Annotated in this window: 26 protein-coding genes; 13 read left to right on the top strand and 13 right to left on the bottom strand. The window is 59.5% G+C overall.

The window, feature by feature from the left end; all coding sequences use genetic code 11:
* Window positions 1–172 precede the first annotated feature (172 nt).
* The 4 genes from BGO89_09630 (at window position 173) to BGO89_09615 (ending at window position 1643) form a co-directional block, all read left to right on the top strand.
* Window positions 173–628 (top strand): hypothetical protein, encoded by a 456-nt coding sequence (locus BGO89_09630; GenBank protein ID OJX56782.1) that lies wholly within the window; start codon window positions 173–175, stop codon window positions 626–628.
* An 8-nt stretch (window positions 629–636) separates the two neighbouring features.
* The gene (locus BGO89_09625; protein OJX56781.1) at window positions 637–957 is read left to right on the top strand and encodes a hypothetical protein; all 321 of its coding nucleotides are present in this window, start codon (window positions 637–639) and stop codon (window positions 955–957) included.
* Window positions 950–1186 (top strand): hypothetical protein, encoded by a 237-nt coding sequence (locus BGO89_09620; GenBank protein ID OJX56780.1) that lies wholly within the window; start codon window positions 950–952, stop codon window positions 1184–1186. Before BGO89_09625 ends, BGO89_09620 begins: the two co-directional genes overlap by 8 nt.
* 277 nt (window positions 1187–1463) lie before the next feature.
* Window positions 1464–1643: a hypothetical protein gene (locus BGO89_09615; GenBank protein ID OJX56779.1), complete on the top strand. Its 180-nt coding sequence runs from the start codon at window positions 1464–1466 to the stop codon at window positions 1641–1643.
* Window positions 1644–1837: 194 nt separating this feature from the next.
* Here the strand turns inward: BGO89_09615 and BGO89_09610 are convergent, their stop codons facing one another.
* A complete protein-coding gene (locus BGO89_09610) occupies window positions 1838–2278 on the bottom strand; it encodes a hypothetical protein (protein OJX56778.1) in 441 nt (146 codons plus the stop codon).
* 20 nt (window positions 2279–2298) lie between these two features.
* On the bottom strand, window positions 2299–3312 hold the full coding sequence (locus BGO89_09605) for a hypothetical protein (GenBank protein ID OJX56777.1): 1014 nt from the start codon (window positions 3310–3312) through the stop codon (window positions 2299–2301).
* A gap of 946 nt (window positions 3313–4258) precedes the next feature.
* Between BGO89_09605 and BGO89_09600 the strand changes: the two genes are divergently transcribed.
* Both BGO89_09600 and BGO89_09595 read left to right on the top strand, forming a co-directional pair.
* The gene (locus tag BGO89_09600; protein ID OJX56776.1) at window positions 4259–5014 is read left to right on the top strand and encodes a hypothetical protein; all 756 of its coding nucleotides are present in this window, start codon (window positions 4259–4261) and stop codon (window positions 5012–5014) included.
* Entirely contained in the window at window positions 5011–6507 is a 1497-nt protein-coding gene (locus BGO89_09595; protein ID OJX56775.1) for a UDP-N-acetylmuramoyl-L-alanyl-D-glutamate--2,6-diaminopimelate ligase, read from the top strand. Before BGO89_09600 ends, BGO89_09595 begins: the two co-directional genes overlap by 4 nt.
* 111 nt (window positions 6508–6618) lie before the next feature.
* On the opposite strand, the gene BGO89_09590 is transcribed toward BGO89_09595, so the two are convergent.
* The 3 genes from BGO89_09590 to BGO89_09580 form a co-directional block, all read right to left on the bottom strand.
* A complete protein-coding gene (locus BGO89_09590; GenBank protein OJX56774.1) occupies window positions 6619–6813 on the bottom strand; it encodes a 30S ribosomal protein S21 in 195 nt (64 codons plus the stop codon).
* Window positions 6814–6850: 37 nt separating this feature from the next.
* Window positions 6851–7273, bottom strand: a complete 423-nt coding sequence (locus tag BGO89_09585) for a hypothetical protein (GenBank protein OJX56773.1) — start codon at window positions 7271–7273, stop codon at window positions 6851–6853.
* A 75-nt stretch (window positions 7274–7348) separates the two neighbouring features.
* The gene (locus BGO89_09580) at window positions 7349–8419 is read right to left on the bottom strand and encodes a bifunctional phosphoglucose/phosphomannose isomerase (protein ID OJX56772.1); all 1071 of its coding nucleotides are present in this window, start codon (window positions 8417–8419) and stop codon (window positions 7349–7351) included.
* A 121-nt stretch (window positions 8420–8540) separates the two neighbouring features.
* On the opposite strand from BGO89_09580, the gene BGO89_09575 reads away from it, so the two are divergent.
* The gene (locus BGO89_09575) at window positions 8541–9191 is read left to right on the top strand and encodes a hypothetical protein (GenBank protein ID OJX56771.1); all 651 of its coding nucleotides are present in this window, start codon (window positions 8541–8543) and stop codon (window positions 9189–9191) included.
* Window positions 9188–9499: a hypothetical protein gene (locus BGO89_09570; GenBank protein OJX56770.1), complete on the top strand. Its 312-nt coding sequence runs from the start codon at window positions 9188–9190 to the stop codon at window positions 9497–9499. Before BGO89_09575 ends, BGO89_09570 begins: the two co-directional genes overlap by 4 nt.
* Before the next feature lie 30 nt (window positions 9500–9529).
* Here BGO89_09570 and BGO89_09565 read toward each other — a convergent pair whose 3' ends face one another.
* Together BGO89_09565 and BGO89_09560 are read right to left on the bottom strand one after the other, a co-directional pair.
* Window positions 9530–10696 (bottom strand): hypothetical protein, encoded by a 1167-nt coding sequence (locus tag BGO89_09565; GenBank protein ID OJX56769.1) that lies wholly within the window; start codon window positions 10694–10696, stop codon window positions 9530–9532.
* A 30-nt stretch (window positions 10697–10726) separates the two neighbouring features.
* Window positions 10727–11506, bottom strand: a complete 780-nt coding sequence (locus tag BGO89_09560) for an AMP nucleosidase (protein OJX56768.1) — start codon at window positions 11504–11506, stop codon at window positions 10727–10729.
* A gap of 102 nt (window positions 11507–11608) precedes the next feature.
* Here BGO89_09560 and BGO89_09555 point away from each other — a divergent pair, with 102 nt between their 5' ends.
* Window positions 11609–12934, top strand: a complete 1326-nt coding sequence (locus tag BGO89_09555; protein ID OJX57342.1) for a hypothetical protein — start codon at window positions 11609–11611, stop codon at window positions 12932–12934.
* Window positions 12935–12946: 12 nt separating this feature from the next.
* On the opposite strand, the gene BGO89_09550 is transcribed toward BGO89_09555, so the two are convergent.
* Complete coding sequence (locus BGO89_09550; GenBank protein OJX56767.1) at window positions 12947–14572, bottom strand: NAD-dependent malic enzyme; 1626 nt, start codon at window positions 14570–14572, stop codon at window positions 12947–12949.
* Window positions 14573–14627: 55 nt separating this feature from the next.
* On the opposite strand from BGO89_09550, the gene BGO89_09545 reads away from it, so the two are divergent.
* The 3 genes from BGO89_09545 to BGO89_09535 all read left to right on the top strand — a co-directional run bounded on the left by BGO89_09545 (window position 14628) and on the right by BGO89_09535 (window position 17679).
* Window positions 14628–15218: a hypothetical protein gene (locus BGO89_09545; protein ID OJX56766.1), complete on the top strand. Its 591-nt coding sequence runs from the start codon at window positions 14628–14630 to the stop codon at window positions 15216–15218.
* A gap of 20 nt (window positions 15219–15238) precedes the next feature.
* Window positions 15239–16279, top strand: coding sequence for a hypothetical protein (locus BGO89_09540; protein OJX57341.1), 1041 nt, complete (start codon window positions 15239–15241; stop codon window positions 16277–16279).
* A 212-nt stretch (window positions 16280–16491) separates the two neighbouring features.
* Window positions 16492–17679 carry a hypothetical protein gene (locus BGO89_09535; protein ID OJX56765.1) on the top strand — a complete coding sequence of 396 codons (1188 nt, stop codon included), beginning with the start codon at window positions 16492–16494 and terminating at the stop codon, window positions 17677–17679.
* A gap of 11 nt (window positions 17680–17690) precedes the next feature.
* Here the strand turns inward: BGO89_09535 and BGO89_09530 are convergent, their stop codons facing one another.
* From BGO89_09530 to BGO89_09510, 5 genes are all read right to left on the bottom strand, one after another.
* Entirely contained in the window at window positions 17691–18515 is an 825-nt protein-coding gene (locus tag BGO89_09530; protein OJX57340.1) for a histidinol-phosphatase, read from the bottom strand.
* 8 nt (window positions 18516–18523) lie between these two features.
* Window positions 18524–20248 carry a hypothetical protein gene (locus tag BGO89_09525; protein OJX56764.1) on the bottom strand — a complete coding sequence of 575 codons (1725 nt, stop codon included), beginning with the start codon at window positions 20246–20248 and terminating at the stop codon, window positions 18524–18526.
* Window positions 20249–20312: 64 nt separating this feature from the next.
* Window positions 20313–20891, bottom strand: a complete 579-nt coding sequence (locus tag BGO89_09520) for a hypothetical protein (protein ID OJX56763.1) — start codon at window positions 20889–20891, stop codon at window positions 20313–20315.
* Window positions 20892–20910: 19 nt separating this feature from the next.
* On the bottom strand, window positions 20911–23286 hold the full coding sequence (locus BGO89_09515) for a hypothetical protein (GenBank protein OJX56762.1): 2376 nt from the start codon (window positions 23284–23286) through the stop codon (window positions 20911–20913).
* A 28-nt stretch (window positions 23287–23314) separates the two neighbouring features.
* Window positions 23315–23650, bottom strand: coding sequence for a hypothetical protein (locus BGO89_09510; GenBank protein ID OJX56761.1), 336 nt, complete (start codon window positions 23648–23650; stop codon window positions 23315–23317).
* A gap of 97 nt (window positions 23651–23747) precedes the next feature.
* Between BGO89_09510 and BGO89_09505 the strand changes: the two genes are divergently transcribed.
* Complete coding sequence (locus BGO89_09505) at window positions 23748–24734, top strand: hypothetical protein (protein ID OJX56760.1); 987 nt, start codon at window positions 23748–23750, stop codon at window positions 24732–24734.
* The last annotated feature ends 1 nt before the right edge of the window (window position 24735 follow it).

Genomic DNA, 24735 nt, shown 5'->3' with positions numbered 1-24735 from the left:
CGTCAGCGCGGACGCCTACCATCCTAGGGTCATCAGCGACATCTATTCTGGAGCATTGTAATGTACAGAGTGCCCGCGCTACGGACTCGTACCATTCCGAACACGCGCACGCTGAAACGCATTATGGCGCGCCGATGGCGACAACCCGTCAACCCGTGATCCGCGCGACCTCATGTCGGTCCTCATGGCCATGCGCTCTGCCGATTCGCGGCTGCGGGGCCACATCCTCACACGTCAAACGGCAGTGTCTGCGTTCGGATGGACACTGACGCCACATGATTCCGCCGATGCCGAGCGCGCAGAGAGAGCCAGCAGACGACTACGCACCGTCATTCCGGAGATTATCCGCCATCAAGTACAGGCTGTCTTGTACGACGCGTTCGCGCTTGAACTCGGATGGGGCGTAGGCGTCGATGGCATTACGCCGGTGGCGCTGCGCCGGCATGAACCCGTCGAGCTGGAAAAGGTCTCCGACTACGCCATCAACATCGTCGGCGACAATCCGTCGCGCATGGATCGCCTCATGCCGCTATCGCCGCAAGAGCCGAAGGAACAGTTCATCATCGACATCAGCGACGACGACATGACGGCGGCCTCCTGCGCTCGGCGCTTGGACGCGAAGTATTGATCGCCAACATGCTTGCTGAATGGGGCAACTATAACGCGAAGTTCAAAGGGATTCTGCAAGGCATCTACGAGGATGGTGCGGGCCCAGACGAACGTAGTGCAGCAGAAGGCGCGATGAAGACGGCGATCGAAAACAACTACATCCTGACATCGGATGCTATCCAGTTCACGTTGAACGAACTGGCAAAGGCGGGATCGGGCACGTGGTTTCGGGAGATTATCGAAATGGCGCGCGGACATCGCCATCGGCCTGTCGGGGCAGGCGAATACATCGGAGATTGCCAGGGGCAGCGGATCAAGAGCCGGCCTTCAGGTCCTGAACTTGATTAGGGCCGACATCCACTACGACGACATCGTTCGTACCGAGGCCATCATCAACGACCAGCTTCTTGCACACGACCACCGCCTGAATACCGGTAGCACGAGCGAGCCACAGTATGCGTTCCAGTTCTCCATGCCGGAAGAAATCGACCTCGAAACCCGCGTGCGGGCGGTTACGGATGTCTACAACTCTATGATGCCACTGGATACTGAAGAGGCATACGCAATGATGGGATAATAGCGCCTTGATGGCACCCCGGATATTATGCAGAAGGCAGAAGGAAGTGGGCTCGCATGACAAAGCGTGACATCCTTGAGGCCATCGGCGTACGCGCCGTCTCCATGATCGAAGAGAACGTCCGTCAGGGCATCGGCTACGACCGGAAGGCGTCCAGTACAGCACGCGCCCGTTCGCCATACCAGCCGGACGCCTGCGCTCCATACGGGCGTACGCTGGATTCGCGAAGGAAGGACGCTTGGCACCATTCAAGGCGAAGGACGGGAAATTGTGGGCTGTGGTCAAGGGCGGGTACAAGGACCTGAGAGCCATGCGCGGGCAGAAAACGGACGGCGATTGGCTGACGTCGACCGGGGCCATGATGCGGAACCTCAATGTCGCCGGCGTAACCGACGAGACCGTGCGCATCGGATTCGACGATCCCGTGCAGGAACGGAAGGCCTCTGGCTCTCGGTAACCGGCGCAGGCCGCAGCCGCAGACTGTGGCGCTTCATGGGTCTACGGCCAGAGCAGGAAAAGAGACTCGCCGAGCACGCTGGACTCGTCGCGAAGGCGGGGATCGACTTCCTCGTGCAACCCGGCATTCGAGTAAGACGTTCATATGACAAGGCTCGTGGCGGGCCTTGTCATCATCGGTTGCGTGCGCCCATGTTACGGCGCACTGCCCGGCCCCGCCTCAATGGTGAAGATCGGCTTTTGTACGGGCGTCGTCCAGTCATACATCCAGCCAGGCATCGAGTATGTGGCGTCAGGTGAACAATCGCTACGCCGCGTGCATGTCGTGGATGTACTGTTGAATTGCTCCGGGGTGCATTCAATCACGACGCTCACGTTGTATACTCCGACAATGGCAATCAAAGGATACAGCGTTCCGGCGTATCCAACGCCGCCGCTCTTTGATTCAGAACAATAGCACGAGCGCCCACCGGCGACAGCCACGTCGGTGGCGGCCCCGGACGACGGATCGCACAGCGGGTCGTTCGCCGCTGGACGTGGATTCTGCTTCGACGTGAGGGCATGTACGGCGCTCGTCATACCCATCATGAGCGTGACGATGGCCAGAATGGCCATTCTAATCATGGTTATCGACATACCTATGTGTTCAAGGATAATTACTGCACCATCATCGTACTCGTGCAGACGACAGCACCAACGCTATTGATGCCGCAGACGATGAAGAGACCCGGCCCCGTCGTAAGCGACTTCGAGCTGGGCCAACTCGTCACGGCAGCCTCGGCCACCGGCACCCCTTGCTGCGAGAACGCCTTCACCTGCACGATGGTGTTCGACGAGACGGACGCATTTATCGTACCCGTCGTGCCGCCCCTAACGGCCATGCCGCAGTTTCCGGCCGACGCAACACACGCATTATCCGCATTGACGATGGACATGAAGTTCTCGAACGTAGGATTATTCAGGAATATCCGGACGCGCGCCGTACTGAAGACGTCGCCCCGTGTGAACGTATCGTTCGATCCACCATCGGTAAAGACGTTGACGCGGATGCAGGCGAACACCGTATCCGTAATGGCGGATGGGATGACGTAGCGGACCTTCGATGCCAGCGGATAGACGGAGTAGACGCAGGGAGACGACGCCCCGCTCTGACTGATGCGGAAGGTGTCGAGCAGGGCCATGCGCTGGCCGTTCGACTGCCGCACCAGCTCGACGGAATACGACACTACATCATCGGATACGTACTTCGACAGTGGAACGTTGGCCGCTCCGCCCCGCTTGACCCAGTATGCGTAGCGGAAGAAGCCGATGGTGTCTCCCGCGATAACGGGCATGTATGCAGTACGCGACTTTTGACTCAACTGGGCGTTGGTAACCTCGTTGAAATACTGCTTCGTCGTCTTGTTCCAGTTCCACACCTTTTCGCGGCACCAGCTATCCAGCCAGATACGTCGCCCATTGCTCAGGAAGTCGTCGAAGACGAGCTTCGTTACCGTCGAATCGGATTGCGTCTCGAAGTGCCACTGTGCCGTCCAGATGCGCGGGTCAATAGGAACAGTGGTATCGGCACCATTCGGCCCCAGCGGATAGATCTTTGCATCCGGACGGTAGAACTGGAAGGACGAATCACATTGGGCAAACGCTGGAACGCAGGAGCACGCTACCAGCAACAACACTACTATTCAGCGGATCATACCGCACCTCCATAAACAACACGGCTAACCCCATATCAATATAGCTATTCAACCAGTATACCATATCCCCGAAACGGAGTACCCGGCCTATTCGTAATGCCAGCTCACCCCGCCGCCGCCTCGGGCCGATGGGTCGACAATGCCGTCAATCACGACCCGGCGACCGGCTGCAGCCCGTAGCACCTCGGCCATGCGCCGGGGGCCGTAGGCCACGTAGAGCGCCACGTACTCCGTGTCGCCGGGATACGCAGCCCGGTATTCCGATTCCAGCCGGTGCCACTCGTCCTATTCTTCCGTTGTGGCGTAGGTGCGTGTCTCGCTCATTTCTCGCCTTCTAGTATTCTATCCGCCCACCGGACCAGTTCACCGTGTATGCCAGGGAACATCTCGGCGAAAAACTCATTGCCTTGCAGCTTCAATTCCATCGCGTGAGCCGTCAACTCGGTCGCCGGGGACATCTCGTCATCCCAATAGGACCAATGATGACCATATCCGAGTTAACCACGAGATACCGCCGCGATGCGGTCAGCCGTGTGGCCGTTGTCATGTCCTGTACGTCGCGCAGCGGCAGTTTCCGCCGCGTGGCATACTCTCGCACGACGTCGCCGTCGCATGCAATAATAGGGTTGATTGTCTCGGCCAGCGCCCGTTGCTCCGGGTAGGGCTGCGTTGCCCACGAGTACAGATCTTTGATAGCTTATTTCCGGATTGAATATCGGACATATGAGTCTGGAATCCAAGTCGCTCGTTACTCTCGGATACGACCAATCTGATTCCATCGTATGAAGGATACCGGCATGATCGCCCATGGCCTTCGTGAACCAACCTGCATCGTGGATCCTGCCAAGTATAGCCCCTTCCCACCGCTCCCCCATCCTTTGTAACTTCGCCTCCGACACGGACGTACAACCGCCCTACCAGTATGGAATACCTGATCTCCCCCGAAGGACTGCTGTCCTTACTTACGTTGACGGTCCTGGAAATAGTCCTGGGCATCGACAATCTGATTTTCATCAGCATCATCGTGGCACGCCTGCCGCATGATCAGCAAGGGCGCGCACGAGCCATCGGCCTGTCCCTGGCGTTGATCCTGCGTGTCGTCTTCCTCTTCGGTGCGACCTTCATCGCGGGACTCGTCCATCCCCTGTTCAGCATATTCGGCCATGGGGTGAGCGGGCGGGATCTGATCATGTTCGGCGGCGGCTTCTTCCTGCTGGCAAAGGCGACGACGGAACTCCACAACAAGCTCGAAGGCGAGGAACATGGCGCCGGCGGCGGCCGCCGATCGTCGTTCGCGGGAATGATCGTCCAGATCATCGCCCTCGACCTGGTCTTCTCCATCGATTCGGTGATCACGGCCATCGGCCTTACACAGCATATCGAGGTGATGATTATCGCGGTGATCGTCGCCGTGATCGTGATGCAGCTCAGCGCAGGCAGCATTTCCCGCTTCATCGAGCAGCATCCGACGATCAAGATCCTGGCACTGGCCTTCCTCCTCATGGTCGGCATGGTCCTCGTTCTCGAAGGCTTCCATGTAGAGGTACCCAAACCCTACATCTACTTCGCCATGGCCTTCTCCGTCGCCGTCGAGATGCTGAATCTCCGTTTCCGCAGGAAGCAGGACAAGAACCCCGTGAAGCTCCATATGCCGTCGCTGGAGGAACCCTCGAAGTGACGAACCTGCTCGCCCTTCTTCGCCTCTTGCCCGACGCCATCGTGCAGGGACAGGCCGACACGATGATCCTCCACACCACGGCCGATTCACGGCATGTCGTGGCAGGATCACTGTTCGTCGCCATCCGCGGCACATCCTTCGACGGACATTCGACGATCAAGGATGCCATCGACAAGGGGGCCGTATGCATCGTCGTCGACATGGACTACGATCGCACGACGATTCCATCGTCGATCACGGCCGTCGCCGTCGCCGATACCCGACTGGCCTATGCACGGATCGTCCACTTCATCAGAAACCAGCCCTCGGAGGGCCTGCGCATCTACGGCGTCACGGGAACGAACGGCAAGACGACGTGCGCGACGATCCTGGAACAACTGTTCAGGACGAGCGGACGTACGACCGGCTTCATCGGAACCACGGGCATCCGCTACGATGGGACGACCCAGGACTTCGGCTATACGACGCCACATGTCGACGTCCTGTGCGACATCTTCGTCACGATGAGAAAGCACCGCGTCGATACCGTCTGCATGGAGGTGAGTTCACACGCCCTGGACCAGTACCGCACGTATGGCATCAAGTTCTCGGCAGCGCTTTTCACGAATCTGACGCACGATCACCTCGACTACCACGGTACGATGGAAGCCTATGCCGCTACGAAGAAACGTCTGTTCGACGGCCTCGGTCAGGATGCGGCGGCCATCGTCTGGGGCGACGACCCGTATGCGGAGTTCATGGTGCAGGATTGCAAGGCTCGCCGTATCGTTCGCGTCGGCACGAACGACGACAACGACGTCGCCGTGGAGGACATTTCCGTCGGCGCCCATGGCACGACCTTCACCCTCGTCCTGCCCCCGCGCCGCCGTACCGACGTCCCCCACGATCTCGTTATCACCACGCAACTGATCGGACGGTTCAACGTGGCCAATGCCGCGCTCTGCGCCGTGACGGCGATACAGGAAGGCATGCCACCGGCGAAAGTGGCCGAATGCATGGCAAGGATCAAGGGGCCGGCAGGTCGTATGGAACGCTATCCGCTGGCCAGCGGCGCCGTAGCCGTAGTGGACTACGCCCATACTCCCGACGCGCTGGAACAGGCGTTGACGGTCCTGCAGGAACTCGTGCCGACCGGTTCGAAGCTCTATACGGTCTTCGGCTGCGGCGGGGATCGCGACTCCACCAAGCGTCCGGCCATGGGACGCATCGCCACGGAGCATGCTGATCATGCATGGATCACGAACGACAACCCTCGCAGCGAGAATCCCGGGAACATCGCCGACGGCATCCTTTCAGGCATTACGGACAGGACTCGCGCGACCGTGGAACTGGATCGGCGACTGGCCATCACCCAGGCGCTCGACCGGGCGAAGCCGGGCGACATCGTCCTCATCGCCGGCAAGGGCCATGAAACGTATCAGGTGATCGGCACCGACCGCATCCATTTCAGCGACGTGGAAGAAGTCGCGCACTGGAACGCGGCGCACAGATAGTGCCGGTACGGCTACCGCATACCTTTCGAACGGACGACTACAAGCACGAAAAGGCGCCTCTCATGACGAGAAGCGCCTTCGATGGTAAGCGTCGCACAGAGCCGAAAAGGATCAGTCCTGTTCCATCTGCTGACGGTGCTGACGGCGAGCCGCCTTCAGGCGAGACATGCGACGGTCAACGCTGGGCTTGACGAAGAACGCACGCTTCTTGAACTCACGCAGCACACCCGAACGCTCGTACTTCTTCTTGAAGCGGCGCAGGGCGCGGTCGATGGACTCGTTGCTCTGGATGGTAACTCCGATCACAGACAGATCCTCAGATTAGGGTTGGTTGGGTTACTTATTACTTGACGTTCTCGACGAGACGTTTTTCCTTGTTCTTCTCGAAGTGCACGATCAGGCTGGCACGTCCGTTCGTCATGACTTCCTTCGACCGCACGATACCGACATCGTCCCAGGTCTTGTGGTAGATCACATCACCGACCTGATACTCGTTCTTCGGGGAATAGTCCTTCGAATCCTCGCGCGACAGACGTATCTGGGCAACGGACTTGTCCGTAAGTGCCTGCAATGCATCCAGGTTGACGAGTTGCGAGTGGTGGCTCACACTGCAACGGGCCCATTGCTGGCGTCCGTTCTCCGTTTCGAGCGGTTCTCCGATAAGCTCGTGCTTCGTCTCCCGCATCAGGAAGGGCGAATAGAGCAGAATGTACTTCGCCTTGCGCTTCGGCCGCTTCGTCTCAGCAGACTTGCTCGCCGTGGCCATAGGGTTCTCCGCATCAATGAGATTTCAGGGACTTCAAAGATACGGGGTTTATGTGGAAAAACCATGGCCCGGTCGTCAGACCTCGGCCAGACGGGCCTTGAGCTGCTGGATGACGGGCACGGGTGTGGGGTCCACGTTGTTGAGGATGGCCAGATGCCAGCTCATCCAGTCGCCAAGATAGATGGCCGTGAACATCCGGCTGAGCAGGGTCGACCCCACCCCCTCGACCGTCATGATGTTCTTGACGTTCTTGCGGATGATCTCCTTCAGGGCGTCGAACCGGAGCTGGACGCGCTTGTGGTCGTCGATATCCCGGAGGAGGACGACGCTGAACTGCTTGGTGAGGCCCCTGGGATGCTGCCAGCCGTTGATCTCGTTATGGTTCATTTCCGGCAGGACGTGGCCGAAGGCCACCTGCTTGCTGTTCTCCTGGATCTGACCGCGCCAGCGCAGATTAACGGCATCCATGCGCTCCGATGCCGAATAGATGACGGGGAAGGTTCCATGCAGCTTCTTCGCCAGGACGAAGGCAGGGTTCTTCGGCGACGTCGATGCGAACAGGTCTCGCAGTGCCTCGATGGACTCGAGCAGTTCGGCGACGCCCTTGTTACTGGCCTTGACGGCCTTCGGCTCGAAGGCTCCGCTGCGTCCCATGATGGTGAGGAGCGGGAAGAACGAATAGGCCAGGGCGCAACGCGGCTGATAGCCCTTCGGCACGGTCACGAGCGGATAGCCGGCCTTCGCCGCCTTCGTCGAGATCCTGCCTCCGGTGGAGATGCAGAGAATCCGCTGCGTCTTCTTCACCACGGCGGCATAGGCGGACAGGGTTTCCTCCGTATCGCCGGAATAGCTCGAGCAGACGACGTTGGTGGCTGCGTCCACCCACCCGGGAACGGTGTAGCCGCGATGGACGGAGAGCATGAGATGATCGGCTCCCGGCGTCGCCGCTGCATAGCTGCGCAGCAGGTCCCCGCCGATGGCACTTCCGCCGAGTCCGAAGATGGCGTACCGGTTCGATGCGGCCTTCTTCGCGAAGAGCGGCGCCTGCTCGCCGATGGCCACGGCCTCCCGTATCTGGTCGGGAACGTTGTACAGCACTTCGAACATGTTCGACTTGTCGACGGAAGGAACCTTATGAGCCGGCATGATCTATCCTTGTTGAGTGAGTCACGAATATAGACCACACGGCAGAATCACACACGTGGAGTCCGTGTAAATCGTCGCATGGATTCCCGTAGATTCATACCTGAGCCATCCCAAACCTTCCATGGACTTCATCACCTATCTCGAACAGCGCCTGCACGAACCCCTTCCGGGATTACGCGCACACCGGCAGTTCGTGCCCGCGATACCGGATGCGGCGAAGCGGCTGGCGGCACCGCCTGATGGTGCGCGGCAGAGCGCGGTACTGGTCCCGCTGATCGAGATGGCCGGCATACTGCCGAGCATCATGCTCACCCTCCGCAGCGAACACCTGAGGAACCACAAGGGCCAGATATCCTTCCCTGGAGGACGGGTGGACGATGGCGAGGAGATCATCGATGCGGCCCTGCGGGAACTCGACGAGGAAGTCGGCATCGCCCCCGATGACGTCGTCGTTCTCGGAACGCTCAGTCCCTTGTATATTCCGCCCTCGAACTCGGCGGTGACACCGGTCGTGGGCAGGGTGCATATTCCCGAACACTACAGACTCAGCGAGGCCGAAGTGCAGGAAGTCTTCCTGCTGCACCTATCGGATCTGATCGATCCGGCCAACGTCGCGGAGGAACCGTGGACGCTCTACGGCCAATCCGTGAACGTCCCGCACTGGAAGGTCCACCCCGCCGCCCCGCTGTGGGGCGCCACGGCCATGATCCTGAACGAACTGATCTTCATCGCACGCGAATACATGGACATCATTACGGACGAACGGCAATGAAACGACCGCTGGCCGCCACGGCACTGACGCTTCTCATCACGACGGCCTGTACCGAACAGCACGGTCCTTCGCAACACCTGATCGAAACATATACGGCCGTGGTGCTCGCCCGTGAGCAGGGCACCGATTCCGCCGCCGCGCAGGCGAACGTTCGCGCGGTGATGACGAAGAACGGCTATACACCGGAAAGCCTCGAAGCCGAACTGCGCACGATGTCCCGCAATCCCGATACGTTCAGGGCATTGTACGACAGCGTCAACATCCGGTTGCAGACGGCACGCCAGCGTGCCAACGACGCGCGTCATTGATCGCATGAGCGACATCTACGTGTGAAGGCGTCATGACCCGATCAACTGCCCGCGTACCGCATCGGCCGTGATGCGATACATGTCGAGATCCGTGAAGAGACGCCGGTACAGATCATGTCCGTATCGCGCGAAGGCATCGTAGTAGCCCGTATACCACTGATGCAGGATGATGCCGTGATCGAACGACTCATGAAGGTCGTCGACGGTCTCCACACCACCGCAGCGGATGATGTCGAAGGGACGATGCGGACCGTGCTCGGCCAGCGCCTGCCGGGCCCTGATGCAGAGCTCGAGTGAGGAAGCCTTCACCACACGTCCGCTGAGCCCACCGCCGAAGGTCGACGTGAAATAGTCGTAGACGGGCAGTTCTTCGGGCATGATCATCGGGCGCCGCGCCGCATAGGCAGTGGAGGTATTGCCGAGGATGATACCATCGAAGCCGAGATCGAGCAGCACCCTGACGAGGTCCGTCACCTGATCGGGATTGGTGTCCGTACCGAACTTCACGACGACAGGCAAGGGGCGCTCACGGTGCCGCAGCACATGTTCCGTCACGTAGTCGAGACGACGCAGCAGACCGTCGTCCAGCGCCACGCCCTGATGGCAATGACCCGGCACGTTCGGACAGGATTCATTCAGTTCGATATAATCCACACCGGCATCGATGTACTGGCGCATCCCCTGGGCCAGGGCGGGCAGAGCCTCGTTCTCGGCCATACCGGGATCGGCGCTCACGCTCGCTCCGACGGGACATCCCTCGATACGTTCGAGCCTGGAAAGTCGCGCCGCGACGGCAGCATGACCGGGGTTCGGAAGTCCGAGCCAGTTCGATGCCGAACCGGAGCGCGGGTAGGCCGTCACCGGCCACTTCACGCCATCGCGTACGTTGCCCGTGCGTGGTCGCGACGTCGTGGTCCCCGCGACGTAGGCACCGGCGCCCTGTGCCGCCACCACGTGGTATCCCTCTCCACTCTTGAACATTCCTGCCGCATTCCACAGAGGTGCGGACAGGAGCCCCCTGCCTCCGTCGTATCCGCGGAGGTCGGCGGAACGTCTGGAGACATGCTGCCTGGCGAAACGTTCGGAAAAGACGGTACGGCCGATGGAGAACAGCTTGACGGCCACCTTCGGTGGAAGACGTACGAGGCCGGGGCGGAAGGAATGCTCGAGGCGGGCCAATGTTTCAAGGACGGACATGGAACAAAGATACGGCGATCGCCGGCAGCGTCATCCTTCCCAGCGCAGGTGCTTGATCTCCTCGCCCTTCGTGCCGATCTCCGTCATCGCTTCCATGCCGATGGTCAGATGCAGGTCCATGAATCTCTCGCTGACCTGGCGGTCCGAGTCCTCGGTCTTGACGCCGTCCGCGACGATCGGCACGTCGCTCACGAGCAGGAGGGCGCCTCTCGGGATGCCGTTCTTGTGACCGACGATGAAGATCGTGGCGGTTTCCATGTCGATAGCCAGACAGCTCAGCGAACGCAGCCTCAGCCGGAAGTCGACGTCCCATTCCCATACACGGCGATTCGTCGTATAGACCACGCCCGTACGGTATTCCAGATGGTGCTTCAGGATCTTGTCCGACACGAACTTGTGCAGCTTGAAGCTCGGCAGGGCGGGCACTTCGGGAGGGAAGTAATCGAGGCTCGTTCCCTCTCCGCGGATGGCCGCGATGGGCAGCACGAAGTGACCGATCTCCGTCGACTCCTTGAGCCCGCCGCACTTGCCCAGAAAAAGCACGCCCTTCGGTTGCCGTGCCACGAGCAGGTCCATGACGAGGGCGGCATTCGGCGAGCCGATGCCATAATTGACGATACTCAGCCCCTCCTTCGACGTCGCGACCTGCATGGGCTTGTCCAACCCACGCACGGGAACGTCACAACGCTCGGCGAAGCGATCCACGTATCCCTTGAAGTTCGTGAGCAGGATGTAGTCTCCGAAATCCTTGATCGGAGTACCCGTATAGCGTGGCAGCCAGTTGGCCGCTATTTCTTCCTTGGTGTTCATGGCGTCAAGATAACGGTCTTGACGTATTGCGTGTCGTTATTACGGATATGGACGATGCCCCATGTATTTTCGGGCATGGTCACGACGCTCTCCCCTTACCGCATGCTGCCGTTCCTGCTCGCGACGGCCCTGTTCATCCCCGCTCTTCTCCATGCCCAGCAAAGCGTCCTTCAGGCAGGTCCGATGCTCGGGCATCTCGACATGCAGGAAGCACGGATCTGGATCCAGACGAAGAGCGAAGCCGATGTCTACGTGACGTACCGCGATAGCAGCCAACCAAGCGAGGCGTTCAGAACGCGGACGATCCGCACATCGGAGGCCACGGCATGCACAGCGACGCTGGTCGCCGACCGCGTTCGTCCCGGCCGCACCTATCTCTATGACGTCCATATCAACGGCAAGGCCTGCCGCTTCGACTACCCTACCCGCTTCCGCACGCAACCGGTATGGAAGTGGCGCCCCGATCCACCGCCGACGTATACGATCGCCCTCGGCTCCTGCTTCTATGTCAACGAGGAAGGCTTCGAGCGCAGCACCGGCAACTACGGCAGCGACTACGAGATCATGACGGCCATCCATGCCGCACGTCCGGACTTCATGCTGTGGCTGGGCGACAACACGTATCTGCGCGAACCCGACTGGAACAGTCGTACAGGCATCCTCCATCGCTATACGCATACGCGCTCGCTGCCGGAACTTCAGCCATTGCTCGCATCGACGGCCCACTACGCGATCTGGGACGACCACGACTATGGCCCGAACGATGCGGACCGGAGCTGGTGGGGCAAATACAACGCGCTCGAGGCATTCAGGCTGTTCTGGCCGAACCCGTCTTATGGCGTGATGGACAGACCAGGCATCGCCACATCGTTCGAGGCCGGTGACGTCCAGTTCTTCCTTCTCGACGACAGATACTATCGTGCGGCGAACAACCGCAAGGACGGGGAACGTACGATTCTCGGCAACGAACAGATCGAATGGCTGATCGATGCCCTTTCATCGTCGACGGCAACGTTCAAGATCATCGCCATAGGCAGCCAGTTCCTTACCGACAACGTGCGGAAAGAGTGCTTCGCACGCATGCCGGAAGAGCGCAGGAAGATCATCGACATGATCACGCGCAACGGCATCAAGGGCGTTCTCTTCGTCAGCGGCGACATCCATGCCGCGGAACTGTCGAGGCTCGACCGTCCGGATACCTATCCCCTCTATGAATTCACGTGTTCGAGCCTGACGGCAGGAGCCAATACGGGCATCAACGACCAGTCGAACACCTTTCGCGTTCCCGGTACGGCCGTGGGCCAGCATAACTTCGGCACCATCACCGTCGGCGGACCGTCGAAGAAGCGCGTGCTTACGTTGCGCGTCTTCGACAAGTCCGGTCGGGAGTTATGGAACAGGGTCATCACCGAAGGCGAACTGCAATAGACTTGCAGAGATCTAGTATTCGGGTTCCCAGGCGAGACTCTTCACGAACGCCGCGATATCCGCCGGGCGTTCCGCACGGGCCAGCCCCTTCTCGAAGAAGTATTCGGCGATGGCGACGGCGACGGTGATCGACGACGTACGGATATCCATCATCGGAGGATAGATCAGTCCCTTGTCGAACTGTTCCTGCGTCACGAGCGATGCGAGCGTACGTGCCGCTCTCACGAAGGCGCCGTCGGGGATGTGTTGCGGCCGTGCGGCCATGACGGCGAGTCCCATCGCAGGGAAGATGTAGACATTATTGCCCTGGCCGGGATGATAGGTACGGCCATTCAACTCGACAGTCGGGAACGGACTGCCACTGGCGAAGATGGCCTTGCCGTTCGTCCACGTATAGGCTTCTTCGGCGGAGCATTCGCTCTTCGACGTCGGGTTGGAATACGGGAAGATGATGGGCCGCTCCGTAGTGCCGGCCATGAGTTCGATCACTTCCTGCGTGAAGCTTTTCGGTATCGTGCTCGTGCCGATGAGGGCCGTCGGACGCAGTGCACGGACGCATTCCACCAGCGTATCCACGGCGGCGTGGTCGTGCGCGTACGGAGCCTTGCTCTCGGTGAGATCCGTACGTGTCGACGTCACCAGTCCCTTGCTGTCGACCAGCCAGCAGCGCTTGCGCGCGTCGTCGATCGACATACCGTCCTTGACCATGACATAGACGAGCAGGTCCGCGATTCCCACACCGGCACTGCCTGCACCGAAGAACAGGAAGCGCTGGTCCTGCAGCTTCTCCTGCTTGAAGCGCAGGGCGGCCAGGATTCCGGCCACACCGGTCGCCGCAGTGCCCTGGATGTCGTCGTTGAAACTGCTGATGCGATGGCGGTAGCGATTCAGGACCGGTACTGCATGATGATTGGCGAAGTCCTCCCACTGGATCGTACAGTCCGGGAATACCTCTTCGACGGCCGCGACGAATTCTTCGATGAAGGTATCGTAGTCATCGCCGTTCAGCCGCGGTTCGCGGATGCCGATGTAGAACGGATCGTTGCGGAGTTCTTCGTTGTTCGTGCCCACGTCCAGTACGATGGGCAAGGTATGATGCGGCGGTACGCCGGCACAGGCCGTATACAGCGACAGCTTGCCGACGGAGATTCCCATCCCCTGTGCACCGAGGTCGCCAAGACCGAGAATACGCTCACCATCGGTGACGACGATGAAGCGCACGTCTTCCTCTGGCCAGTTACGCAGGACCTCCGCGATACGACCACGCTGTTTCGCGGAGATGAAAAGCCCCTTCGGACGACGGTACATGCGACCGAAGAACTGGCAGGCCAAGCCGACCGTCGGCGTATAGACGACGGGCATGTATCGTACAGGATCGCTCATCAGGATGCGATAGTAGAGCGACTCGTTGCGCTCCTGCAGATCGCTGAAATAGACGTATCGGTCGAGATCCGTCGGCAGACCGTCGATATGGGACTGGATACGCTTCATCTGCGTATCGGGAGACGAGACGATGTCCGGCAGCAGACCGGTGAGCCCGTACCGATCACGTTCCTCGGCGGTGAATGCCGTGCCCTTGTTGTATCGCGGATCGCGCAGCAGATCATAGCCGCGCTTCTGTGTTGGAGGTGTAGACATAAGGGACAAAAATACTGTTTCTCCGTAGCTTGCGGCGCTAAAACGGAGAAATGACATGCGTTTGTTCCTGATCGCCCTCGTCGTATCGTTCACCGGACTTTTCGAAGTATCCGCTCAGCAGATGTTCCGGCCGGCGATCCGGCAGCAGATCGCACTCGACGCCGGCATACAGCTTCCGTTCGGCAACGATGCCAAGGGACTCGATCTTTCTCCCGCCTTCGGCATCAACGCCACACTGTGGCATTTCGTATCGCAGAACGTCGGCATCTTCGGCACGGTGGGTACGTCGTGGTTCAACCTCGGCAAGAACGTAGCCACCACACAGGGCACGATGGACCTCTCCGCCTTCAATCTCCAGTTGACCCCGCTCATGGGCGGCGTGGGCTACATGCATACGGAGTCGGACATCGTTCCTTTCGGAGGCATCTCCGCAGGCGTGACATTCGTCACGCTGAACTTCGGTAGCGGCCGCCCGATCTCCGAGCTCAATAACGAAGCGCACTTCACCGTCGGAGGATTCGGCGGTGTGGGGCTGCGCGCCACCACGAATCTGACCTTCCTCGTGATCGCCCGATACCATCATCTCGTCGGCGAAGAACTGTCGTCGCTCGGCCTGAATGCCGGCATCACGTGGGCATTTTTCTGATACTCCGGAGTTCCTACGTCGTGAAGACCTTCCTAGCCCTGCTGTTCACCACCACTTCACTCCTCGCCCAGAAGCAGGAATCGCACCTGCAGAACATACGGCAACTGACGTTCGGCGGCGACAATGCCGAAGCGTACTTCAGTCCGGACGGAACGCACGTATCCTTCCAGAGCAACAACAAGGCCTGGAACGTCCAGTGCGATCAGATCTTCGATCTCGACATCGCTGCCGCTTCGGCCACGCAAGGTCTGCGTCCGCCCATGATCTCCACCGGCAAAGGACGCACGACATGCTCGTACTACATGCCCGACAACGTCCATATCCTCTATGCCTCGACGCATGAAGGGGGCGAAGCCTGCCCACCGGAACCGGAGCCGCGCAAGGATCGCAAATACCTGTGGCCGGTCTATCCATCGTACGACATCTACGTCGCCGACAAATCGGGCCGTATCGTCAAGAAGCTTACCGATCATCCCGGCTACGACGCGGAGGCCACCGTCTCTCCGAAGGGCGACAAGATCGTCTTCACGTCCGATCGCTCGGGCGATCTCGAACTGTGGACGATGAACATCGACGGTAGCGATCAACGTCAGGTCACGTCGGGCCTGGGCTACGACGGCGGCGCCTTCTTCTCTCCCGATGGCAGGAAGCTCGTCTTCCGCGCCTCGCGTCCGAAGACGGACAGTGCCCAACGCGAATACAAGGACCTGCTTCGTCAGGGACTCGTGGCACCGACGGAGATGGACATCTATACCTGCAACGTCGATGGCTCGGACCTCCGTCAGGTGACTAATCTGGGCAAGGCGAACTGGGCTCCGTTCTTCCATCCTTCCGGCAAGAAGATCATCTTCTCGTCGAACCATCATTCGACGCGTGGCTACGACTTCCAGCTCTATATGGTCGATCTCGACGGAACGGGCCTCACGCAGATCACCACGGAGAGCATCTTCAATGCCTTCCCAATGTTCTCTCCCGACGGCAAGAAGATCATCTGGTCGAGCAACCGCAACAACGGCGGCACGCGCGACACGAACCTGTTCATCGCAGACTGGGTGGATTGAAGAGTGTTGTGAAAGGAATACGAGACAGGCTTTGAAGGGGTACGATCCCTGCTTCAAAGCCTGTTGTTCCTTCCGGGCAAGCCTGTACGATAAAATAGCAGGACCTCGAAATATAAAATAGCAATAGGCATTCAAGATTTCAAAGCCAGTAAAATCAATGAGATACGACACTGTACATTAAATAGGACCCTAGGATTCCATAAATTACGGACATGAGTTCATACCCGCTTCGCATCCCGTTTCCTGACTTCAATTCACAGATCGTTGAAGATATCGTCGAGCTGGAAAAGCTCAAGGCCAGGAGGTTCGACGGCAGTACCCATCCGGTCCTGTTCTTCGCGATAAAGAAAGTATTCCATCTTCTGGAAAGCCTGGGGTCCGCCCGGATAGAAGGGAATCGAACGACGATCGATGAGCTGGTCGAGGCCAGCATCACGCAACAGATGAGCTCTACCGAATCCTTACGCGAGATCGCCAACATCGAAGACGCGATGTCGTTTCTCGAACATGAATTCGAGAGGAATCCCGATCGACCTATCGACAGACCATTGTTGAGCGAACTTCATCGGCTGGTCGTAAAGAACCTGAGATCGCCCCTTGATGGGGGTGAAGGTGACGAGTCACCGGGCAACTACCGTATTCTCCAGGTCATGATCCGTGGCTCACGTCATCATCCCCCACCCTCGACACAGATCGAGAGCCTTATGGATGAACTGGTGAACTTTATCAATGAAGGCCAAGAGGTCCGAATGGACTTGCTTCGTATCGCCATCGCGCACCATCGGTTCGTCTATATCCACCCGTTCCGTAATGGTAATGGCCGCACCGTACGCTTGCTCACATATGCGATGTTGTTACGAGCAGGATTCAGAGTCGGGAACGGCAGGATCCTGAACCCGACAGCCGTATTCTGTCGAGACAGGGATGCTTATATGAACGCACTGTCGATCGCGGATGCCGGAGACGACACCTCGTTACTTGCATGGTGTGGCTTCATGCTCAGCGGTCTACGTACGGAGATTTCGAAGATCGACACGCTGCTGGATGCAAAGCATCTGTATTCGCTCATTCTGGTGCCAACGATCAAGCTGGCACTACAACGCGAGATCATTAGCGGCACCGAAGCGGAAGTCCTGAAACAGGTAGCAGAAGAACAGATCGTGGATGTTTCGGCATTCAGAACGTTCTATCCCAAGCTCTCCCCATCATCATTATCGCAGACGATCAGTAGATACAAGAAACGCAGGTTGATTTCACCATATCCACACGACAAGGCACGGAGATACATCATTGATGTCCTGCATGGCCCTCTCCTACGCCTGCTTATGGAATCACTTGATGCGGCAGGCTTCCTACCTGACAACCACAATCATCCAGATATCACGGAAAGACCGGAATAGTGGGCACTCCGCTATGTGCCGATCGCCTCGACATCCCTCTCGTACTCCTCCCACCCCGCCCCCACATGCTCCGCACGATGGGCATCGGAGCCATAGACGAGGTCGATACCCAGTTCGCGGCATCGCTTCATGAACCATACCGGAACATAGCTCTTGTTGCAGGCCCTGGCGCGCAGACCGGCCATGTTCACGTCCACACCGACGCCACTCGATACGAGCAGCGGCAGGATATCCGTCAAACGCCGTTCGAGCTGGGCATCGTCGATATCGGGAAGATCGAGACGGAATTTCTCGATAAGGTTGATGTGACCGATGCGACGCGATCCGGGCAACAGTGCCGCGAGCTCGATGGCTTCTTCGACATGATCGTAGTATTCGTCGACGATGCGTTCCATCGATCCGTAATATGTAAGCAGACCGTCGCGGAAGTCGTCGACGTTGTAATCCACGCAGCGCATGCCGTTCATTCCGGGCAGGTAGTGCACGGACATCACGATGTCTTCGAGTTCCTTGTGCCAGCGGTCGGCCATACCGAGCACGTAGTCGTCCTGTCCCGGCAGATAGTCGAGTTCGAGGCCGACACGCACGTCGAGGCGCTCCTCGTATTCCCGCTTGAGCCGTCCTACCGTCTCGAAGTAGAGGGGCAGCATGCCGGCCCTCATCGCGATCCTGCTCGCGAGCGCTTCATCCTTCAGCCATCCGTCTGGAATCGGAGGATGTTCGGTCACCGTGTATCGCCTGAATCCGAGCCGTTCCGCACGTTCGAGATACAGTCCGAGATCGTCACCGTTGCCGTGCGGACAGAAGTGCGTATGCGAATGTCCGTCCCATTTCATGATATCGTTCATCGGACCATGCTACCTGACATTGATGGATCTCCCTGCGAGAACTGCCTGACGGCCGATGCGAGATCGTTGCAGACGTCGGTACGGACCTGGTCCCGTACATGGACGACGCGCGCACGATCACGGCGATGATAGAGCCATGATGTGATGATGCGCAGTTCGTCGAGTTCGCATTCCGTGAACGGGCCGTCCACGACACCCGTGTAATAGACGTCGTCCACGACCTGATACAGCGTATCCAGACTTGCCGACGTGCTGACGATGCGTTGAACGCGCAGACGTCCGGAGCGGACGAAGAAGACTTCGACGGTACTGTACAAGTCCTGCGTCGGCACGACGACGATGACGTTGGTCTCACTGACGGCGAGCGGACGATCCTGGGCATGAAGCGTGACGCGTTCGATCTCCTTGATACCATCGCGCAGCAGTGCGGCGCGTTCGAAGTCGAGGCGTTCCGCACAAGCCTCCATCTGATCCCGCAGAAGGCTGATGGCTCCACGTTCCACGTTGGCGAGGAAGTCCTTGGCACGTTCGACGGATCTGTCATAGTCGTCGCGCGTCTGCAGTGCGGCGCAGGGCGCTTCGCACCGCTTGATATGGAACTGGAAGCAGGGTCGGACCTCAGGCGCAGGATGGAGCGGCCCATCGCATACGCGGAGCTTGTGCTCGCGGATCATCATGTTCATCACGCGTTCGGCCATGCGTTCACTGCGGAACGGTCCGAAGTAGTCGGCTCCGTCCTGATCGATACGATCCACCAGCTCGATGCGCGGGAATGCTTCCTTCGTGATACGCATCAGCGTCGGTGGGAGATATTCACGTCCCGCCACATTGTACGGCGGATGCTTTTCCTTGATCTCCCGCGATTCCAGCAGCATCGCGCCGAGTTCCGTTCCGGTCGTCACCCACTGGATATGCCGGATATAGCGGATCATCCGCGAGACCTTGCGGCTGTGCAGGGGCGTACTGTGGAAGTAGGACATCACGCGCTTGGCGATGGACTTGGCCTTGCCCACATAGAGAAGGCTCTTCTTCGTGCTCAGAAAGTAGTAGACGCCGGGTTCGTCCGGCAATTCCTTGAGATAAGGCTCCAGTTGGGCCCGGATCTTCGTTTCCCTGCGCGGCTGCGTACGCGGAGCGTACTGCAGGGCCAGGAGATCGGCCAGGGACCGGGCATCGTGCTCGTTGCGGGCGCGTTCGATCATCAGCACGAGCGCTTCGGCCGTGGCTTCGGCATCGCCCAGCGCACGGTGGCGTGCCATGATGTCCACGCCGTAATAGGAGGCCACCGATCCAAGATCGTGCCTCGCGAGACCTGTGCTCAGGCGGCGCGACAACTTGCAGGTACAGAGCTGCGTCACCTCCCCCAGCGGCTCTCCTGCCCGTATGATGGCTCGTTTGACGAAGCCCCAGTCGAAACCGACGTTATGGGCGACGAATACCGTCCGCTCGTCCAGCAGTTCCCGTGCGATTCCGCCGATGACTTCCTCCTCGTCGGGTGCCGAGGCCACCATCTCGTCGGAGATGCCTGTCATGCGCGTGATGAATTCGGGAATGGGCTGATGCGGATTCACCAGGGACGTCACACGTTGGACGATGACGCCGCCTTCGATCACGCAGTAGCCCAGCTCGATGATGCGGTGCTCGCCGCTCGTGCCGCCCGTCGTTTCAACGTCGGCTACGACAAAGCGCAGATCATCGAGAGCAAGATCGGTTTCGAACATCCCGGAAAATACAATGCCGTAGCCTCGCAAGAGGCTACGGCATATTGTGAAGGTGAGAAGGAGATCAATTATTCACGACCAACGGCATTGTGATGAAGACGTCCGTTTCATCGCTCGGAGTAACGCCGTCCTTCGTAGCCGAATTATCGAAATGCGAAAGTGAGACCTCGAGAACGCCCGTCCCTTGGGTGTGTGTAGTCAATGTATAAGACAATCCAACGTTCAATCCGTTACTATCCTTGTCCAGATTTGTCACCTCGGCCAGGTCCTTCGGCGTGACGGTGTAGAAGAACTGGTGTTGCTCCTTGTGCGCCGCCACATCCGCCGTCAGATCCTCGTGCGGATTGACCGACACGTTCATGAGCTGGATGGTGCCGGAATAGGCCACGCCGCGTTTCAGCCGTATCGTGTCGATCCTGTTGGGATTGTTGCCGCCCGGGCCGTCGGCATCCTCCCACACGAATCGGGTAGTGTCGTTATGATCACCGACGAGGAGAAACGTCACGGTCGTGACGACATCATGCTCCTCGCCATGATCGTTCGGCGTGGCCGATTGTTCCGAACAGCCGGTCGAGAATACGACCGCGGCCAGGGCGATCACGAGAGACGTCAGGATGCGGTTCGACGGGATGAGATTCTTCATGTCTTTTCCTTGCAATGGGTTAGAAGGGGATTGTCATTCTGATGACGACGTCGCGACCGACGTCGTCGACGAAGTAGCGGAACCGGCTGAGGTAGTCCCGGTACCGTTTGTCGAAGAGGTTGTTGCAGGCCACGCTGAACTTCACGTGCGTTCCGAACATGTCCAGATGGCCACCGACGGAGGCATCGACCCGGCCGTATCCGGCGGGTGGGTCCACATAGTCCTGACCCGATATGAAACGGTCCTGCCGCCTCACACCGAGCAGGCTGACGTCGACGAAGGGATCATGGAATTCCCACAGGTCGTGAAGATGGAAATGGGCGCCGATCCGGCCACGGTCTGCCGGCATCAGGAAGAGAGGCGTATCCCGGTCGATATCCGTTCCCCGCACGATGGCCGCCGATGCGTACAGGCTCACGACCTCCGCGAGGGCGACCGTCGCGCTGAAATCCGCACCGTTGATCGTGGCTCCGGTCTGGGTGAACCGGTACGTCGGGAAGGTCCCCCGCACCGTGATCGTCGGATTGGCCGGATCCGGAAGCGAATAGATATAGCCGTCGAACAGGTTGGTATAAACCGTCGCCTGGACGTCGACACCGGGCACGGCATAGCGCACGGTAAGGTCGACGGCCAGATTCCGTTCCGCATGGAGAGTGCTGTCACCGATCTCATAGAGGGCGACTCCGTGATGGACGTCGTTGCTATAGAGCTCGTTCACCTGGGGTGGACGCCATCCCGTCCCGATGTTGGCGCTCAGCGTCCAGGCCTCGTCCGCGGCATAGGATGCGCCGATACTCCCGGAGAGGCTGGCGAAGCTCTTCCGCTGTTCGACCGGCGTCTGCTGTGCACGATTGCGGACCGTAGCCATCAGCCAGCGATAGTCATAGCGCAGTCCTGCGGCAAGTGTCCAGCGATCGAACAGCCACGATTCGACGGCATATCCTCCAATGCCGTAGGACCGGTAGTCGGGCACGAGGAATACCGTCCCGCTGCGGTCGTTGACCTGGCGCGTACCGGATACCCCGACGGTACCGGACACGTTGTCGGCCAGCCTGTGCTGCAACGACGCTTCGGCCGACATGGTCGTCAGAAGGAGCTCCATCGCCGGAGTGGCGAGGGCCCTGTTCAGGCGGTCGATGGAATCGCGGGCCCGCACGACGGGATCGTCTCCCCGACCGATGATGCGGGTATTGTGGGCATCGAATTCGCGTCTGGTGTTCTGCTGCCACCCGTACGTGAGCTGGAGCTTGCCCAGACCCTCGATCTTGCGGAAGGCCTGGATGCTCATCAACGTATGCCGTACTTCCTGCCGCGGACTCGTGATATCGTAGGAAAAGGGCGGGTCGACGACCGGTCGTCCACGCTGGATGGCACGCTCCAGGTCGGCGGCATTGCCGAGGTGCGATCCCTTGAAGATGCCGAGCGTCGTCGAGAAGATGCTGCCGTGGACCAGGATTCCCATACTGTCGGTCGCCCATCCCATGTCGGCCGAACCGTTCAGCTCGGAGAATCCCGTGTTTGCGAGGCGATAGTCGGGCGTTGAAGCATCTCCTGCACGACGACCGCTGCCCTGGACCCGTAATCCAAGCGGCATGCCGAAGAGTCCCCCACCCTCCACGAAGACCGAGGCCGCACCCTGGCGGTTGTTCGTGAATCCGTTGAGGTTGACCTCTCCGTTCACCACGGCAGCGGACGGCAGCGGACGGGGATCGACGCTGATGACGCCACCCATGGCATTCGGACCGTACATCACGGAGGCGGGCCCCTTCACCACCTGGATGCGTCCCGGGGTGAACGGATCGATTTCCGGAGCGTGCTCGGCACCCCATTGCTGCCCTTCCTGGGCGACACCGGCATTCATCGTCACGAGACGCGTGCCGGACATACCGTGAATCATCGGCTTGGAAATGGACGGCCCCGTATTCATGACCGTCACACCCGGTATCGACGTCAAGGCGCTCGCGAAGGTCTGTCCGCGGTGCTCGTCGATCTCGGCCGGGGTCAGGATCTCGATCGGCTGCGTCGACAGTCCGGCCGTAGGACCGCGGTCCTCTTCGACGAGAATCTGGCGGGACTGGACGCCGGACGGTGCCAGCAGGATTTCGAGCCGCAGCTCATGATCCAGCAGGAGTGTCAGTCGTTTCCGGTGATATCCCACGAAGGACAGATCGACGATGGCCGTGTCGGGCAGATCATGCAGGTGGAACGTTCCCGTACGATCCGTCAGGGCCCCGGTCCGGGTACCGGCAATACGAACGGTAACACCTTGCAATGGCGCATGCGTCAGGCTGTCGCGGACGATGCCATGCAGATGGTTGTCGGGGGCGGCCGACGCCGGAATGTGGATTAATACCACATATACGACGCACGACAGCCACCGAAGGGTGGTAGTCATCGAAATGGTATGGAAGGTGGAACAGCGCTTAACCGGGGCGCTGTTCGGGCGGGGCACGATCGGAAAGGGTTCGTGCTGTCGCTATCGGACGATGTGGATCGACGGGACGATACTGTACGTCGTCGACCGTCGCCAGATGGACGAGTACCGTGGTACTCGGCAGCAGGATCTGCTGCTTGGTGACGTGGCACAGCGAACAGTCGCCTGCCCCGTCCTGATGATCGCCCGTCGCAGCCGTTACCACGACATCGTGACGTAGTTCGTCATGATGGGTGTGGACGGAGCTCGCACCCCATACCATGGCGAAGCAGAGCATGAGCACTGCTGCCGTGGGACGAAGTATGCGGGCGATCCTGTCGAACATGATTCTGCGAAGTTACGGCAATGAGGAACGATTTAATGCCATCGCTACGTCTTTGACGGTAGAAGCACGTTCAACCACCTGATGTATTTTGTACGCCATGAAAGCACTTCTTCTGACAGACTCCTCGTTCTCCGTCGAAGACGTCCCTCCGCCGGTGCCAGGCGAACACGATGCACTGGTGAAGCTCAAGACGGCGGCCCTCAATCACAGGGATCTCTTCATACGGGAAGGATTGTACGCCAAGATCGTTCTCCCGGCCATCCTGGGTTCGGACGGTTGCGGTGTGGTGGAGCAGACACCGGAATTCCATCACCTGATCGGCCGTCGCGTCATCATCGATCCTTCCATGGACTGGGGTCCGGATCCGATGGCCCAGGGCAGGGACTATTCCATACTCGGCATGCCCCGCTCGGGAACGCTGGCCGAATACGTCGCCGTACCTGCCGCCAATCTCTACGAAGCACCCGCCCACCTAACCGACGAGCAGGCCGCTGCGCTGCCACTCTCCGGGGTGACGGCATGGCGTGCGCTGATGGTGCAAGGCAAGTGCTCCGAACACGATACGGTACTGGTCACCGGCACCGGTGGCGGTGTGGCGACCATGGCCGTGCAGTTCGCCGTCGCGAGTGGTGCGCGCGTCCTCGTCACCAGCAGTTCGAACGACAAGCTCGCACGTGCGATCAAACTCGGCGCCCAGGGTGGCGTGAACTATACATCCGAAACGTGGACGAAGGATCTGATGGCGATCTACGGTCAACCTGACCTTATCATCGACGGGGCCGGTGGGGTCGGTTTCAACGATCTGACGAACATCGTCAAACCCGGTGGCCGCATCGTCCTCTATGGTGCCACGCGCGGCACGACGCCCAACGCCAACATGCACAGGATCTTCTGGAAGCAGTTGCGTATCACGGGATCGACGATGGGCACGTCCGTCGATTTCGGTGACATGATCAGTTTCGTCGCCGACAAGCAGATCGTTCCCGAAGTGGACAGCGTCATCCCTCTCGACCGTGTCGTGGAGGCGTTCGATCGTATGCGCATGGGCGCACAGTACGGCAAGCTCGTCGTACGCATCTCCTAAA

This window comes from Candidatus Kapaibacterium thiocyanatum, assembly GCA_001899175.1.
Taxonomy (GTDB): Bacteria; Bacteroidota; Ignavibacteria; order Kapaibacteriales; family Kapaibacteriaceae; genus Kapaibacterium; species Kapaibacterium thiocyanatum.
This window is presented reverse-complemented; position numbering and strand designations above follow the sequence as displayed.